This is a genomic window from Pseudomonas sp. QE6 (assembly GCF_041379005.1).
Classification (GTDB): domain Bacteria; phylum Pseudomonadota; class Gammaproteobacteria; order Pseudomonadales; family Pseudomonadaceae; genus Pseudomonas.
The window spans coordinates 1,905,151-1,919,757 of record NZ_CP166873.1; the positions used below are offsets into that span (position 1 = coordinate 1,905,151).

Below are 14,607 nucleotides of genomic sequence, written 5' to 3' on the forward strand. Positions count from 1 at the left end.
GCCCATCGCGCACACAACAAGAACGACAGCCCATGCGCCACAAGGAACTCAAAGCCTGGACCGGCGGAGTCGCCCACCTGCTCCCGCTGGCCCCCGGTCGCCCGCGTCTGCTCGGCCTCAGCCAGTGGCTGCAACAGGTCTGCGCGGTGGATAATTTCGTGCTCTTCGTCTACGAAGGCAACCACCGGCCGCTGGACCTGTTCGACACCTTCCCGGCCGATGTTCGCCATGTCTATGTCGAGGACTACCAGGTCGGCCCCTACCTGCTCGATCCCTTCTACCTCGCCTGCACCCGCAACCAGGCGCCGGGGCTATGGCGCCTGCGCCAGTTCGCACCGGACCACTTCTATCTGGGCGAGTACTACCAGACCTACTACCAGCAGACCGGCCTGACCGAGGAGATCGCCTTCTTCGTCGATCTGGCCGACGGCGCCACGGCGGTGCTCTCGCTGATGCGCAAGACCTCCAGCCCCGCCTACAGCCGCGACGAGATGCAGTTGCTGGAGTGCGCGCGCCCGGTGGTCGAGCAGGTGGTGCGCGAGGCCTGGGAGCTGCGGCGTGCGCAACCGCGCCCGGCGCAGGACCTGGACTACCAGATCCGTGAGGCCTTCGACCAGTTCGGCGCCCAGGTGCTCACCGCCCGCGAGCAGGAAATCGTCCAGCTGCTGCTGCGCGGCCACTCCAGCGCCTCGGTGGCCGAGCAACTGGACATCAGCCCCGGCACGGTGAAGATCCACCGCAAGAACATATACGCCAAGCTCGGCATTGGCAGCCAGTCCGAGTTGCTCGGGCTGTTCATCCGCGAGCTGGCGGGGCGGGATGGGGCGGGCGGGATGCGCGCGGTCGGCTGACCGTGGGGTGAATAACCGTTCGCGGTTATCCGCCGTTGCCTCTGGCTGCGTTGCTCGTGGCGGGCCAGCGCCCGAGCTGCCGACGGCTATCTTTTGTAGGAGCGAGCTTGCTCGCGAACCGCTCAACACTGGAGCGGCCGGGGATTCCGTTCGCGAGCAAGCTCGCTCCTACAGGGATATCCCGTGCCGTTGTCACAGCTCGCTCTGTCCGGAGAGGGGCGTTTGATCTGCCATGGGAGCTCCAATCCCGCCATCTATCCCCCGAGGGATATATACACCCCGAAAGCCCCATTGCTAGCGTGACCACCAACAAGAACAAAGTGGGAGCGCAGTGATGGAAAGCGGTCAGGACTTCGATATCGAATTCCGTAACGTGGTCAAGCGCTACGGCAGCGTGCCGGCGGTCAACGGGCTGAGCTTCAGGGTGAAGCGCGGCGCCTTCCATTCCTTCCTCGGCAGCTCCGGCTGCGGCAAGACCACCACCCTGCGGATGATCGCCGGCTTCGAGCAGCCCAGCGAAGGCGAGGTGCTGCTGGCCGGCAAGGCGGTGGCCGGCGTCCCGGCGCACCAGCGCCCGGTGAACATGGTGTTCCAGCATTACGCGCTGTTCCCGCACCTGACGGTGGCGGAGAACATCGCCTACGGCCTGCGCTACCGCACGCCGCGCCCGGACCGCACGCAGCAGCGCCGCATGGCCGACGAGGCGCTGGAGATGGTGCGCCTGTCCGGCTTCGGCACGCGCAAGCCGCACGAGCTTTCCGGCGGTCAGCAGCAGCGCGTGGCGCTGGCTCGCGCGCTGGTGAACAAGCCCACCGTACTGCTGCTCGATGAGCCACTGGCTGCGCTGGATCGCAAGTTGCGCAAGGAGATGCAGTCCGAGCTGCTGCGCTTGCAGCGCGAGGTCGGCATCACCTTCGTGCTGGTTACCCACGACCAGGAAGAGGCGCTGTCGATGAGCGACAGCATCAGCATCATGAAGGACGGCCTGATCATCCAGACCGCCACCCCCGAAGCGCTCTACGAAACCCCGGCGAGCCGCTACGTGGCCGACTTCATCGGCGAATCCAACCTGTTCTCCGGCACCGTGCGCCGCTTCGAGGGCGAGCGTGTGGTGCTTAGCACCTCGGCTGGCCTGGAGTTGAGCAGCCCACCGACACCCACCGGCCCCTCGCTGGCGCCCCAGGCCGAGGGCTGCATCGCGGTGCGCCCCGAACTGGTCGGCATAGCCGCCGCCGATTCGGACCTGCCGCGCGAGGTACGCCTGAAGGGCCGTGTCGAGGACCGCATCTACCTGGGCAACCTCACCGAATACCGCGTGCGCACCGACGCCTTCGGCATCGTCTGCGTGCGCGTGCCGCGCCAGGCCGGTGGTGCTGGCGGTGGCTTCGAACATGGCGCGCCGGTGCAGGTCGGCTGGAACCAGGCCAGCGGCCTGGCCATGGCCCTGTGAGTTCAACGATCCAATCCTAACGACAAAAAATCAGCAGACAGGCGGGGAGTGACGATGGACAAGAAAAGCTTCATCAAGACGATGCGCAGCTGGGAAAACGGCTCCATCACGCGGCGAGACTTTCTCGGCAAGACCGGCCTCGGGCTGGCGATGGCGGTGGTCGCCGCCAACACCCCCGGTCTGCTGACCGGCAAGGCCTATGCCGGCGAGAGCACCGCCATCGGCGACCGCCTGGCCCTGGCCACCTGGCCGAACTACCACAGCCAGGAAAATTTCGACGCCTTCGCCAAGGCCACCGGCGCGCGGGTGCAGATGAACGTGTTCGGCTCCAACGAGGAGATGCTCGCCAAGCTGCAGGCCGGCGGCAGCGGCTGGGACGTCTTCGTGCCGACCAACTACACCATCAGCACCTACGTGAAGCTCGGGCTGATCGAGCCGCTGGACCTCTCGCGCATCCCCAACTTCGATCCCAAGGCCTTCCAGGAGCGCTTCATGGCCCAGGGCACGGTGGACGGCAAGGTCTACGCGGTGCCGAAGAACTGGGGCACCACCGGCATCGTCTACGACGCCAGCAAGGTCAAGGGCGCTCCGGATTCCTGGAAGCAGTTCTGGGACCTGACGCTGACCAGCGCCTCCGGCCGCACCATCGTCCACGACTACCAGCTCACCGCCATCGGCAACGCACTCAAGTACTACGGCTACAGCTTCAACTCGCTCGACCCGAAGGAGCTGGCGGAAGCCGAGAAGCTGCTGATCCAGGCCAAGCCGCACCTGTTCGCGATCAACTCCGACATCCAGCCTTCGCTGCGTAATGGCGACGCCTGGATGGCCATGGCCTGGACCGGCGACGCCTCGCAACTGCACCGCGACAACCCGGACATGACCTTCGTGCTGGGCAAGGAAGGCGGCGAGATCTGGAGCGACTTCTTCGCCATTCCCAAGGGCGCCGAGCACAAGGACGCCGCCTACGCGTTCATCAACTACCTGCTCGACCCGCAGCACAACAAGCTGGAGGTGCTCGCCCACGGCTACCCGAGCGGGGACAAGCGCGTCGATGCGCTGCTGTCCCAGTCGATGCTCGACGACCCGATCATGTACCCGGCGGCCGAGCGTCTGGCGCCGCTGGAATTCGGCGCCGCGGCGACTCTCACCAGCCCGGCGCGCGCCGAACTGATGGCGCGGTTCAAGGCCGCTTGAGAACTGTAGGAGCGAGCTTGCTCGCGAACCCGCCCCGCCTCTGATCCGCCGGGGAACGCGTTCGCGAGCAGGCCCGCTCCTACAGGGGAACTGCGTAACCCCATGCGTAGGGAATCGAACATGAACATCGCTGTCAGCGCCCCGTTGCCGCAGACCCGGGCGACGCCCACGGCCTTGCGTGCGAAAAGCCTCGGCCGCCGCGTCACGCTCCTGCTGCTCCTGCCGTCCACACTATGGTTCCTGCTACTGCTGCTGATGCCGCTGGTGATCATCCTGGTCTTCAGCTTCGGCGAACGCAGCGCCGTGGGCGGCTACGGTGGAGGCCTGACGCTGGAGAACTACCTGAATCTCGGCTCCCGCGCCCAGGCCTTCTGGAACACCCTGACCCTGGCGCCACTGGGCACCCTGGCGTGCCTGCTGGCGGCCTATCCGCTGGCCTACTTCCTCGCGGTGAAGGTGCGGCGCAACAAGTCGCTGCTGCTCACGCTGGTCATCGTGCCGTTCTGGACCAGCTTCCTGATCCGCACCTACGCCTGGATCTTCCTGCTCAGCGGCCGCGGCATCCCGGCGCTGCTGGAGACCTTCGGCATCGCCGACGTGCGCCTGATCAACACGCCCTACGCGGTGCTGATCGGCATCGTCTACGGCTACCTGCCGCTGATGGTGTTCCCCATCTACGTGACCCTGGAGAAGCTCGACAAACGCCTGCTGGAGGCTTCCGGCGACCTCGGCGCCAGCGCCTTCGAAACCTTCCGCCGGGTCACCCTGCCGCTGTCCGCACCGGGGGTGATCACCGGCGTGATGCTGGTGTTCATCCTGCTCATGGGCGAGTTCCTGATCCCGGCGATCCTCGGCGGCGGCAAGGTGTTCTTCGTCGGTAACGCCCTGGTCGACCTGTTCCTGCAATCGCGCAACTGGGCGTTCGGCAGCGCGGTGGCGATGACCCTGGTGGCGATGATGCTGGCGATCATCGGCGTCTACCTGAAACTCGTGGCCCGCTTCGGCGGATCGCGCAACGACGGGGTGCTCTGACATGTGGCTGCGCAGTTACTCCACCTCGGTCTACCTGTTCCTCTACGCGCCCATCGCGCTGATCATGCTCTTCGCCTTCAACGCCGGGCGCAGCGGCCTGAGCTTCCAGTGCTGCTCGGTGCAGTGGTTCGGCCGCGCCTTCGGCAACCCGTTCATCATGGAAGCGCTGGGCAACAGCGCGATGATCGCCACCTGCTCGGCGCTGATCGCCACGCTGTTCGGCACCCTCGCGGTGTTCGGCCTGCAGCGGGTCGGCAAGCGCGTGCGCCTGCTGTTCGACGCACTGACCTACTGCGCGATCATCGTGCCGGGCATCGTCATCGGCATCGCCACGCTGATCGCCTTCATCACCCTGTTCGACGTGCTCAACCCGCTGCTGGCGCTGCTGGACATCGGCCTGCCGAAACTCAACATGGGCTTCGGCACCGTGGTGGCGGCGCACTCGCTGTTCACCATGGCGCTGGTGATGGTGATCGTCCGCACCCGCGTCGAGGCCATGGACAAGTCGCTGCTGGAAGCCTCCGCCGACCTCTACGCGCCGCCGCTGGACACCTTCTGGCGGGTGACCCTGCCGCAGATCGCCCCGGCCATCCTCGCCGGCTTCCTGCTGGCGTTCACCTTCAGCTTCGACGATTTCATCATCGCCTTCTTCGTCGCCGGCTCCGAGACCACGCTGCCGATCTACATCTTCTCGTCGATCCGCCGGGGCATCACGCCGGAGATCAACGCCATCTCCACGGTGATCATCTGCGCCTCGCTGGCGCTGCTGTTCACCTCCCGCTACCTGCAGAACCGCCGCACCGGCGTTCAGGCCGCCTGAGGGCCGACTTCAAGGAGACTCGAGGATGCGCGACCAGCTCTACATCAACGGGCAATGGGTCAGGCCGGACCTGGGCGGCCGCTTCACCAGCTTCGACCCCGCCACCGGCCAGCCCCTGCAGGAAGTGCCGGCGGCGACCGAGGAAGACATCGACCACGCGGTACGTGCGGCCCGCACGGCGTTCAATCGCGGCTGGGGCCAGAGCCGTGGCGCCGAGCGCGCCGAATGGCTGGAAGCGCTCGCCGCTGAACTGGAACGCAACCAGGACTCGCTGGCCGAACTGGAGGTGCGCGACAACGGCAAGCCGCTGCCCGAGGCGCAATGGGACGTGGCCGACGCCATCGGCTGCTTCCGCTACTACGCCGAGTTGGCGCGGGAGCTGGACCAGCGCCAGGACCAGGTGCTGGCGCTGCCCGACGAGCGCTTCCGCTGCCGTATTCGTCAGGAACCGGTGGGCGTGGCCGGGCAGATCATTCCCTGGAACTACCCGCTGTTGATGGCTTCGTGGAAGGTCGCCCCGGCCCTGGCGGCGGGCGCCACCTGCGTGCTCAAACCCTCTGAGCTGACGCCGCTGAGCGCACTGGAGCTGGCCGCTGCGGCGGATGCCGTGGGCCTGCCGGCGGGCGTGCTCAACGTGCTGCCGGGCCTCGGCGCGGAAGCCGGCGGGCCGCTCAGCCAGCATCCGGGCGTGGACAAGCTGGCCTTCACCGGCAGCGTGCCGACCGGCTCGCGGATCATGTCGGCGGCCGCCCAGGACATCAAGAACGTCAGCCTGGAGCTGGGCGGCAAGTCGGCCTTCATCGTCTTCGACGACAGCGATGTCGAAGCGGCGGTGGAGTGGATTCTGTTCGGCATCTTCTGGAACCAGGGCCAGGTGTGCAGCGCCACCTCGCGCCTGCTGGTGCAGGAGGGCATCGCCCCGCGCCTGATCGAGCGTCTGGTGGAGGCGACCCGCGCCATCACCATCGGTAATGGCCTGGAGCCGGGCGTATTGCTCGGCCCGCTGGTCAGCCAGGGGCAGCATGAGAAGGTGCTGGGCTTCGTCGAGAAGGGCCGCGCCGGTGGCGCCCGGCTGCTTACCGGCGGCAAGCGCCCGACGGGGCTGGAGCAGGGCTGGTTCATGGAACCTGCGATCTTCGACGAGCCGGCGGAGGACGCGCTGATCTGGCGCGAGGAAATCTTCGGCCCGGTGCTCTGCGTGAAGCGCTTCAAGACCGAAGCCGAGGCCCTGCGCCTGGCCAACGACAGCCGCTTCGGCCTGGCCGGGGCGGTGATGTCGGGCGACCCGCAGCGTGCCGCGCGGGTGGCCGACGGGCTGCGTGCGGGGATCGTCTGGGTCAACTGTTCGCAACCGACTTTCACCCAGGCGCCCTGGGGTGGCATGAAGCAGAGCGGCATCGGCCGCGAGCTGGGCGTGTGGGGGCTGGAGAACTACCTGGAGGTGAAGCAGGTGACCGAGTACGTCTCCGGCCAGCCGTGGGGGTGGTACCTGAAATAGGGCGAGCGTAGGGCGTATAACGCTCCGCGTTATACGCCGTTTGACCTTGGCCACGGCTCGCTCGCGGTCGACCTTGGTCACGAACGTAGGGCGAATAACGCCTGAGGCGTTATCCGCCGTCTTGTTCGGTGTTTCTGCGCCGCTTCGGTGTGCTCGGATATTTCTTGTTTCGCCCCCTCGGGCGAGTCCCTTTTGGGGCCCCAAAAGGAACCAAAAGGGCCCGTCCCGGCATCCGGGTCTTCGCTTCGCTCAGACTTCCCTCCTTCCGGTATCGCTCCGAGGGTCGGCGTACAAGGGCCATCCCTGGCCCTTTACGCCTCTCGCGGCATCCATGCCGCTCGCCCCTCTGCGCAATACCTCCACTCGGCCTCCTGACGGGACTCTGCGCGCGCCTGAGATTCCTCTGCTGTTATAGGGCTGTTACAGCGGCCGTTGCATATAGCGATGGCTGGCAACGCCCGGCAGTGTCGAGATGCGCTCCACCTGCACGCTGAAGCCAAAGCGTTCGTAGAGCGCCTGGGCCCTGGGGTTGGCCACCGACACATCCAGCGCTGCCGTCGGCAGGCCGGCGTGGCGGCCGCATTGCAGGAAGTGATCGATCAATTGGCTGCCCAGCCCTTCGCCACGCAAGCCTGCGGAGACGCCCAGGTGCGCGAGGTAAAGCGTCTTGCGGGGTGGCGGGCAGATGATCCGTTCCAGTTGCAGGCCCCGCACTATCACCTTCGGCGCGCCCAGCCCGAAGTAGCCGAATATCTGCCGTGTCGCCGCGAGCATGTAGCCCAGGTTCACCTCGCCGCCGAACACCGTCCCCGCCGCCACCACGTCACCGTCGCGCTCGCCGACCCAATGCTGTCGCCAGCCGAACTGGCCGCCGCCCTGGAGGAAGGCGTAGCGCAGGAAGTCCTGGGCACTGTTGCGGCCGGGGCGGGCGAAGGCGTAGTCGAAGGCGTCGGGGCCGGAGCTGTAGATCAACGGGATGGCGGCGTCGACGTCGGCAGGGCAGGCACGGCGGAAGGTCAGTGGCATGCAGGCGACTCCTGGGTGGGAGTCTGCAATCTAGCACTATCGTTCCAGTTGTGCAGTGCTCAGTTTTCCTGCTGCAACCAGCGCAGGGCGCCGAGCCCGGCGGCGCGGCCGCTGGCGAAGCAGGCGGTGAGCAGGTAGCCGCCGGTGGGCGCCTCCCAGTCGAGCATTTCGCCGGCGCAGAACACGCCCGGCAGTGCCTTGAGCATCAGGTTTTCGTCCAGCGCCTCGAAGGTCACCCCACCGGCGCTGCTGATGGCCTCGTCCAGCGGACGGGGGCGAACCACGGTCAGCGGCAGGGCCTTGATCAGCGTGGCCAGGCGCTGCGGATCGGCATAGTCGGCGGCTGTGGACAACTCCCGCAGCAGCCCGGCGCGCACGCCGTCCAGGCCGAGGCGGCCACGCAGGTGGTTGGCCATGGACTTGGAGCCGCGCGGCTGCGCTACTGCCTTCGCCACCTGCTCCTGGCTGCGGTTGGGCAGCAGGTCGAGATGCACCGTGGCGCGGCCGTGCTGTTCGATGCGCTCGCGGATCGCGGCGGACAGTGCATAGACCAGGCTGCCTTCGATGCCGCCGGCGGTGACCACGAATTCGCCCTGGCGGGGTTCGCTGCCGGCGATGGACATGGCTACCGGTTTGACCGGCGCGCCGGCGAACTTGTCGCGGAAGAACTCGCTCCAGCCTTCCACCTCGAAGCCGCAGTTGGTCGGGCGCAGCGGCGAGATATCCACAGCGCGCTCGGCCAGCAGCGGTACCCAGGCGCCGTCAGAGCCCAGGCGCTGCCAGCTGCCGCCGCCCAGGGCGAGCACGACGACGTCGGCGCTGACACTTCGCTGGCCTTCCGGGCTGTCGAGCAGCAGGGCGCCCTCGGCAGCCCAGCCCAGCCAGCGGTGGCGGGTGTGGATAACCACGCCGGCGTCGCGCAGGCGCTTGAGCCAGGCGCGCAGCAGCGGCGCGGCTTTCATGTCGGTGGGGAAGACGCGGCCCGAGGTGCCGACGAAGGTGTCGATGCCCAGGCCGTGAATCCACGCGCACAGCGCCTGGTTGTCGAAGGCATCGATCAGCGGCGCGAGGGTTTGCGCGCGTTTCCCGTAGCGCGAGAGGAAAGGCTCGCGCGCCTCCGAATGGGTGATGTTCATGCCGCCCACGCCGGCCAGCAGGAACTTGCGCCCGACCGACGGCATGGCATCGAACAGCTCGACCTTCACGCCGGCGCCGGCCAGGACTTCGGCGGCCATGAGGCCGGCGGGGCCTCCGCCGATGATGGCTGCGGTGCGGGGAGCGGGGGCTGGGGTGTGGGTCATGCGGTGGCCAGGCGGGAAGGTGCGATCGGGGCGCAATTCTAGCGCAGCGGCCTCGCCCGGCGGCTGAACATTTTCCAGCCAGTGCCGCCGAATGCCGGGCGCATCGGCGCTGCACGCGCTTTCCCGCAGCTTATCCACAGGCTGCTCCACAGTTGCCGTGGACAACCACGGGCGTGTGGAGGGAAGCGGATCATCCATGGAAGTGGCGCGCTTCGCCGTTCCGTGGTTCTCAGTTGGAGGTGATTACGAGAATTCCTACAAGGGATCGGGAGGGCGCCTAGTTCTGGCGCTTTTGTGAATCCATCAGCATGCCGGCCTGTTGCAAAAACGGTCCTGTCTGTCGATGAAAGTGCGTGATTACCTCCGTTCCCATGAAGCTCACCTGTGGAGTGAGGGCAACGATACCCGAGTGCGCGTCAATGGCGTCGATATCGTCATTCGACGGCTGCCCAGCGATGAGATTCGCGGCCTGCTGAACGAAGCCGTGGCGCACATGCTGGTGCGTCTGGAAAAGAACATCCGGCCGTCGAAGCTGAAGTTCGAGCAGAAGCTGCTCGAACGTATCTCCCTGCAGGTGGCGCTGCACAACCTCTATGTGTTCACCAACTGGAGCCGTTTCCTGCCGCGTTATCTGGATTACGCCGGACCGCTGCGGGCCCAGGAACTGCTCAAGCACCATGTGCCGGAACAGGTGCTGGGCGTCTGCGAGAAGGTCTTTGGCGCGGATGCCCGGCAGCGTGCGGCGGTCCTGCTGGGGTTCTCCGAGCAGGAGCTGACGCGCTGGGAGCAGCAGCGCCTGCCCATGCGCATGTGCACCAACAACTCGCGCTACCGCGTGAGCTGAAACTCCGCCGCCACCCGGCTGGCGCTGTGGTGCAGGATGCCATGGCGCCGCGCCAGGGCCTGGCGGTCCTTGTCGTAGCCACCACCGATCACGCCGACCACCGGGATGTCGCCGGAAAGACAGCGGCGGATGACGTGCTCGTCACGCGCGGCCAGCCCGGCATCGGTGAGTTGCAGGTAGCCCAGGGCGTCGTCCTTGTGCACGTCCACGCCGGCGTCGTAGAGCACGATATCCGGCTGGTACAGCGGCAGCAGGTAGTCCAGCGCCTCCTCGACCACCTTCAGGTACTGGGCGTCGCCCAGGTGCAGCGGCAGGGGAATGTCCCAGTCGCTCTGCGCCTTGCGCGCGGGGAAGTTCTTCTCGCAATGCAATGACACCGTCACCGCGTCCGGCACGTTCTCCAGGATGCGCGCGGTGCCATCGCCCTGGTGCACGTCGCAGTCGAAGATCAGCACGCGGTTGGCCTTGCCGCTTTCCAGCAGGTACAGGCTGATCACCGCCAGGTCGTTGAAGATGCAGAAACCCGAGGCGTGGTCGTAGTGCGCGTGATGCGTGCCGCCGGCGAGGTGGCAGGCCAGTCCGTGCTGCAAGGCCAGCTCCGCGCTCAGCAGCGAGCCGCCGACCGCGCGCACGGTGCGCCGTGCCAACGCCTCGCTCCAGGGCAGGCCGAGGCGGCGCAGCTCCTCACGGCTCATCTCGCCACTGCAATAGCGCTCGATGTAGGCGCGGTCGTGGGCCAGGGCGAGGATGTCCACCGGGCAGAGTTCCGGACGCAGCAATTGCGAGTCTTCCACCAGCGCGCTGTCCACCAGGTGGTCGCGCAGCAGGCGGAACTTCTCCATGGGGAAGCGGTGGTTGTCCGGGAAGGGCGGACTGTAGTCGTCGTGGTAGACCAGGGGCAGCGGCATGGCGTCGGTGGGGCAGGGGCGATGCGTCACAGGGTACGTCGCCGGAGTGTGCAGACGAAAGGGCCGGCGAAGCGCCGGCCCTCTTGCCTTCAGCCTTCGCTGGATAGCGCCGTGTTGCGGCGCGCACTGCGGCTGGTGGCCACCGAGACCGACCACAGGACGAAGCCGCCAATCGCCAGCAGGCTGCCGACCCAGCCCGGCGAGGTCCAGCCATAGCCGGCGGCCAGGGCCAGGCCGCCCAGATACGGGCCCAGGGCGTTGGCGAAGTTGAACGCCGAGTGGTTCAGCGCCGCGGCCAGGCCCTGGGCGTCTTCGGCAACGTCCATCAGGCGGGTCTGCAGCACGGTGCCCAGGGCGCCGCCGAAGCCGACGAAGAACACGCAGATGGCGATGGTCCAGATGTTGCCGGCGGTGAACGGGAAGATCGCCAGCACCACCGCGCTCCACACCAGCAGGCCGCCGGCGGTGGGCATCACGGCGCGGTCGGCGAGCACCGGGATGAACAGGTTGCCCAGGGTCATGCCGACGCCGAACACCGCCATCACCAGCGGCACGACACTCGGCGAGACGTGGGTGACGGCGCCGAGGATGTCGGCCAGGTAGGTATACACCGCGAACAGCCCGCCAAAGCCGATGGCGCCGATGCCCAGGGTCAGCCAGACCTGCCCGCGCTTGAGCGCACCCAGCTCGCGCAGCGGGCTGGAGTCTGGCTCGGCCGGCGAGTACGGGGCGAACAGGCGCACGCAGATCATGGTGGCGACGCCCAGGGCGGCGACCAGGGCGAAGCTCCAGCGCCAGCCCACGGCCTGGCTCAGCCAGTTGGCCAGCGGCACGCCGATGATGGTGGCGACGGTGAGGCCGAGGAACATCCGCCCGACCGCCACGGTGCGCCGGTGCGGCGGCACCACGGAGGCGGCGACCAGCGCGGCGATGCCGAAGTAGGCGCCGTGGGGCAGGCCGCTGATGAAGCGGAACAGCAGCATCCAGTGGTAGGTCGGCGCCAGGGCGCTGAGGCCATTGCCGAGGGCGAACAGCGCCATCAGCAGCACCAGCAGGGTGCGCCGCGGCAGGCGCGCGCCGAGCACCGCCAGCAGCGGCGCGCCGACCACCACGCCCAGGGCGTAGGCGCTGATCACATGGCCGGCGGTCGGGGCATCGATGCCCAGGGCCGGGGCGAAGTAGGGCAGCAGGCTCATGGTGGCGAATTCGGTGGTGCCGATGGCGAAGCCGCCGACGGCAAGGGCGAAAAGCACCAGGGCCGTACTGCGAGGCAGTCCGGTGGTGGAGGTGGTCATGGGGTTTCCTTGGTCTTTTTCGAGGTGCGCCGTGGCGGCGCGGCTGTCTGCTCAGGGCACGGTCAAGGCAATGACCGACAGCGAGGGTGCGACAAAAATACCAGAAGCGGGCGGGGCTGTGCTGAATCGATTGCGCTGGCCGGACGGACTGCGTCTGTCAGACATGTCTGCGGGTATCATGGGGCTCCCGATGAAAACCGAAGGCCCGTCGATGGATATTCCCAGCCTGACCACCGAGCGCCTGCTACTGCGACCCTGGCGCGCCGCCGACCTGCCGGCTTTCGCCGCGCTGAACGCCGACGCCGAGGTGATGCGGCACTTCCCGGCCTGCCTGAGCCGCGAGGACAGCGACCTGCTGGCCGCGCGCATCCTGCTGCACTTCGACGAGCACGGCTTTGGCCAGTGGGTCGTCGAGCGCCGCGAGGACGGCGCCTTCATCGGCGTGCTCGGGTTGGCGCGAGTGTCCTTCGACGCACCCTTCACCCCGGCGGTGGAAATCGGCTGGCGCTTCAACGCCGCTTATTGGCGTCAGGGGTACGCGCTGGAAGCGGCCCGCGCGGCGCTGGCGTTCGCCTTCGAGCGACTGGGGCTGGAGGAAGTGGTGGCCTTCACCGTGCCGGCCAACCTGCCGTCCCAGGGGCTGATGCAGCGCCTGGGCATGCAGCGCGATGAGGCCGGTGACTTCGAACATCCGCGCCTGCCGGAAGGCCACGCGTTGCGTCAGCACGTGCTGTACCGAATCCGCCGGGAAGATGCGGCATGACTCCTGAAGACGGCGTGCGCGCCTACCACGAACTGAGCCGGCACCGTCCGGAGCGCTTCGCCCCCGGCCCCGGCCAGCTCGACTGGGCGACCCAGCCGGCGCCGTTTCGCCGCTATGCCGGAGCCCGCCTCATCGAACTGCTGCACCGGCCGCAGGAGGAATCGCCCGGCTACGACGAGGTGTTCGCCGGGCCCATCGGCCAGCCGGCGCCGCTGAGTCTCCAGGGCGTCTCGCAACTGCTCTACGACAGCCTGGCGATCTCCGCCTGGAAAGAGGCCGGCGGCAGTCGCTGGGCGCTGCGGGTCAATCCGTCCAGCGGCAACCTGCACCCGACCGAAGCCTATCTGCTGCTGCCTTCCGGGGCTGTGGACAACGCCGCGCTGCTGGCGCACTACAGCGCCGACGAGCATGTGCTGGAGGTGCGCGCCGAGCTGCCCGCGCCCCTGGCCGAGCAACTTGAGGCCGCGCTGCCCACCGGCGGTTTCCTGCTGGCGCTGGCCAGCATTCCCTGGCGCGAGGCCTGGAAGTACGGCGAGCGCGCCTACCGCTACTGCAATCACGACCTTGGCCACGCGCTGGCCTGCCTGAGCATCGCCGCGGCGATCCAGGGCTGGGAGGTTCGCCTGCTGCGAGGCATGGCCGAGTCGCGGCTGGATGCGCTGATCGGCCTGGACCGCGAAGGCTTCAGCGAACGCGAATGCGCCGACGCGCTGTTGTGGATCGGCCCGACACAGGCGGCCGAGTTCCCGCTGCCCAAGGCCCTGCTTAAAGGCCTCGCCGAGCTGCCGCTGGCCGGCGTGCCGAATCGCCTGTCGCGGGAGTATCGGCACTGGCCGGAGCTGGAGCGCGTGCACCAGCTGTGTCGCGCGCCGATGTTGCCCGCGCGCCAATGGCGCGCCGCGAACGCCGATCCGGCTGTGGATAACCCCGGCCTGCCGCTGCGCCCGATCCTGCATCGCCGCCGCAGCGCGCAGTCCATGGACGGCCGCAGCGGCATTCACGCCGAGCTGCTGTATGCCTGGCTGCGCCGCCTGCTACCGGAGCGCTCGCCGGTGCCCTTCGCCTGCACGGGAGAGCCGACGCGCATCGACCTGCTGATCTTCGTCCACCGCGTCCAGGGCCTGGAGCCGGGGCTGTACTGGCTGGGCCGCAGTGGTCGCGCGCCAGGCGGGTTGCGTGAGGATTACCTGTGGCAGCCGGTGACGGAGAGCGGTGTGCTGCTGTACCGCCTGCTGTCCGGCGATGCGCGCGGGCTGTCGGCCTTCCTGTCCTGCGGGCAGGACATCGCTGGCGACGGCTGCGTTGCCTTCGCCATGCTCGCTGATCTCGAGGCCGCGCTGGCCGAGGGCGCCTGGACCTACCCGCGCCTGTACTGGGAAGCCGGGCAGGTCGGCCAGTTGCTCTACCTGGAATCCGAGGCGGCGGGCCTGTCGGGCACCGGCATCGGCTGCTATTTCGATCCGGCGCTGGACGAATTGCTCGGTGGCGGTCCGGACTGCCCGGTCAGCCTCTATCATTTCACCATCGGCCGCGCGGTCTGGGACGAACGCCTCACCAGCCTTCCCGCCTACAGCGCGCCGCGCCGACTCCCACTTCAGCAAGACCGCAATTGAGGAAACAAC

At 67.8% G+C, this 14,607-nt stretch carries 13 protein-coding genes; 9 read left to right on the forward strand and 4 right to left on the reverse strand.

Features of this window, described 5'->3' with window-relative positions:
• Positions 1-32 precede the first annotated feature (32 nt).
• The 6 genes from ACAW63_RS08775 to ACAW63_RS08800 all read left to right on the forward strand — a co-directional run bounded on the left by ACAW63_RS08775 (position 33) and on the right by ACAW63_RS08800 (position 6,848).
• The gene (locus ACAW63_RS08775; protein ID WP_331318432.1) at positions 33-851 is read left to right on the forward strand and encodes a LuxR C-terminal-related transcriptional regulator; all 819 of its coding nucleotides are present in this window, start codon (positions 33-35) and stop codon (positions 849-851) included.
• 334 nt (positions 852-1,185) lie between these two features.
• On the forward strand, positions 1,186-2,301 hold the full coding sequence (locus ACAW63_RS08780; protein ID WP_371233071.1) for an ABC transporter ATP-binding protein: 1,116 nt from the start codon (positions 1,186-1,188) through the stop codon (positions 2,299-2,301).
• 54 nt (positions 2,302-2,355) lie between these two features.
• On the forward strand, positions 2,356-3,498 hold the full coding sequence (locus ACAW63_RS08785; RefSeq protein ID WP_371233073.1) for a PotD/PotF family extracellular solute-binding protein: 1,143 nt from the start codon (positions 2,356-2,358) through the stop codon (positions 3,496-3,498).
• A 120-nt stretch (positions 3,499-3,618) separates the two neighbouring features.
• Positions 3,619-4,530, forward strand: coding sequence for an ABC transporter permease (locus ACAW63_RS08790; RefSeq protein ID WP_371233075.1), 912 nt, complete (start codon positions 3,619-3,621; stop codon positions 4,528-4,530).
• A 1-nt stretch (position 4,531) separates the two neighbouring features.
• A complete protein-coding gene (locus ACAW63_RS08795; RefSeq protein ID WP_371233077.1) occupies positions 4,532-5,350 on the forward strand; it encodes an ABC transporter permease in 819 nt (272 codons plus the stop codon).
• A 25-nt stretch (positions 5,351-5,375) separates the two neighbouring features.
• Entirely contained in the window at positions 5,376-6,848 is a 1,473-nt protein-coding gene (locus ACAW63_RS08800; RefSeq protein ID WP_371233078.1) for an aldehyde dehydrogenase family protein, read from the forward strand.
• A 420-nt stretch (positions 6,849-7,268) separates the two neighbouring features.
• On the opposite strand, the gene ACAW63_RS08805 is transcribed toward ACAW63_RS08800, so the two are convergent.
• Both ACAW63_RS08805 and ACAW63_RS08810 read right to left on the reverse strand, forming a co-directional pair.
• The gene (locus ACAW63_RS08805) at positions 7,269-7,874 is read right to left on the reverse strand and encodes a GNAT family N-acetyltransferase (protein WP_371233079.1); all 606 of its coding nucleotides are present in this window, start codon (positions 7,872-7,874) and stop codon (positions 7,269-7,271) included.
• A gap of 59 nt (positions 7,875-7,933) precedes the next feature.
• Complete coding sequence (locus ACAW63_RS08810) at positions 7,934-9,109, reverse strand: TIGR03862 family flavoprotein (protein WP_371234619.1); 1,176 nt, start codon at positions 9,107-9,109, stop codon at positions 7,934-7,936.
• Between the two features lie 409 nt (positions 9,110-9,518).
• Here ACAW63_RS08810 and ACAW63_RS08815 point away from each other — a divergent pair, with 409 nt between their 5' ends.
• Positions 9,519-10,019 (forward strand): hypothetical protein, encoded by a 501-nt coding sequence (locus ACAW63_RS08815; protein WP_371233081.1) that lies wholly within the window; start codon positions 9,519-9,521, stop codon positions 10,017-10,019.
• On the opposite strand, the gene ACAW63_RS08820 is transcribed toward ACAW63_RS08815, so the two are convergent.
• A complete protein-coding gene (locus tag ACAW63_RS08820) occupies positions 10,004-10,927 on the reverse strand; it encodes a histone deacetylase (protein WP_371234620.1) in 924 nt (307 codons plus the stop codon). The genes ACAW63_RS08815 and ACAW63_RS08820 overlap by 16 nt on opposite strands.
• An 89-nt stretch (positions 10,928-11,016) precedes the next feature.
• Entirely contained in the window at positions 11,017-12,222 is a 1,206-nt protein-coding gene (locus tag ACAW63_RS08825) for an MFS transporter (RefSeq protein WP_371233083.1), read from the reverse strand.
• 211 nt (positions 12,223-12,433) lie between these two features.
• Here ACAW63_RS08825 and ACAW63_RS08830 point away from each other — a divergent pair, with 211 nt between their 5' ends.
• Positions 12,434-12,985, forward strand: coding sequence for a GNAT family N-acetyltransferase (locus ACAW63_RS08830; protein WP_371234621.1), 552 nt, complete (start codon positions 12,434-12,436; stop codon positions 12,983-12,985).
• Positions 12,982-14,598 carry a nitroreductase family protein gene (locus ACAW63_RS08835; RefSeq protein WP_371233084.1) on the forward strand — a complete coding sequence of 539 codons (1,617 nt, stop codon included), beginning with the start codon at positions 12,982-12,984 and terminating at the stop codon, positions 14,596-14,598. The genes ACAW63_RS08830 and ACAW63_RS08835 overlap by 4 nt, the downstream gene beginning before the upstream one ends.
• Positions 14,599-14,607: the final 9 nt, after the last annotated feature.

Excerpts from the sequence above, each read along its gene's own strand:
- ACAW63_RS08825 (WP_371233083.1), bottom strand. The coding sequence starts at position 12,222 with ATGACCACCTCCACCACCGGACTGCCTCGCAGTACGGCCCTGGTGCTT.
- ACAW63_RS08810 (WP_371234619.1), bottom strand. The coding sequence starts at position 9,109 with ATGGCCGCCGAAGTCCTGGCCGGCGCCGGCGTGAAGGTCGAGCTGTTC.
- ACAW63_RS08785 (WP_371233073.1), top strand. The coding sequence starts at position 2,356 with ATGGACAAGAAAAGCTTCATCAAGACGATGCGCAGCTGGGAAAACGGC.
- ACAW63_RS08805 (WP_371233079.1), bottom strand. The coding sequence starts at position 7,874 with ATGCCACTGACCTTCCGCCGTGCCTGCCCTGCCGACGTCGACGCCGCC.
- ACAW63_RS08835 (WP_371233084.1), top strand. The coding sequence starts at position 12,982 with ATGACTCCTGAAGACGGCGTGCGCGCCTACCACGAACTGAGCCGGCAC.
- ACAW63_RS08830 (WP_371234621.1), top strand. The coding sequence starts at position 12,434 with ATGGATATTCCCAGCCTGACCACCGAGCGCCTGCTACTGCGACCCTGG.
- ACAW63_RS08780 (WP_371233071.1), top strand. The coding sequence starts at position 1,186 with ATGGAAAGCGGTCAGGACTTCGATATCGAATTCCGTAACGTGGTCAAG.
- ACAW63_RS08800 (WP_371233078.1), top strand. The coding sequence starts at position 5,376 with ATGCGCGACCAGCTCTACATCAACGGGCAATGGGTCAGGCCGGACCTG.
- ACAW63_RS08820 (WP_371234620.1), bottom strand. The coding sequence starts at position 10,927 with ATGCCGCTGCCCCTGGTCTACCACGACGACTACAGTCCGCCCTTCCCG.
- ACAW63_RS08775 (WP_331318432.1), top strand. The coding sequence starts at position 33 with ATGCGCCACAAGGAACTCAAAGCCTGGACCGGCGGAGTCGCCCACCTG.
- ACAW63_RS08795 (WP_371233077.1), top strand. The coding sequence starts at position 4,532 with ATGTGGCTGCGCAGTTACTCCACCTCGGTCTACCTGTTCCTCTACGCG.
- ACAW63_RS08790 (WP_371233075.1), top strand. The coding sequence starts at position 3,619 with ATGAACATCGCTGTCAGCGCCCCGTTGCCGCAGACCCGGGCGACGCCC.
- ACAW63_RS08815 (WP_371233081.1), top strand. The coding sequence starts at position 9,519 with ATGAAAGTGCGTGATTACCTCCGTTCCCATGAAGCTCACCTGTGGAGT.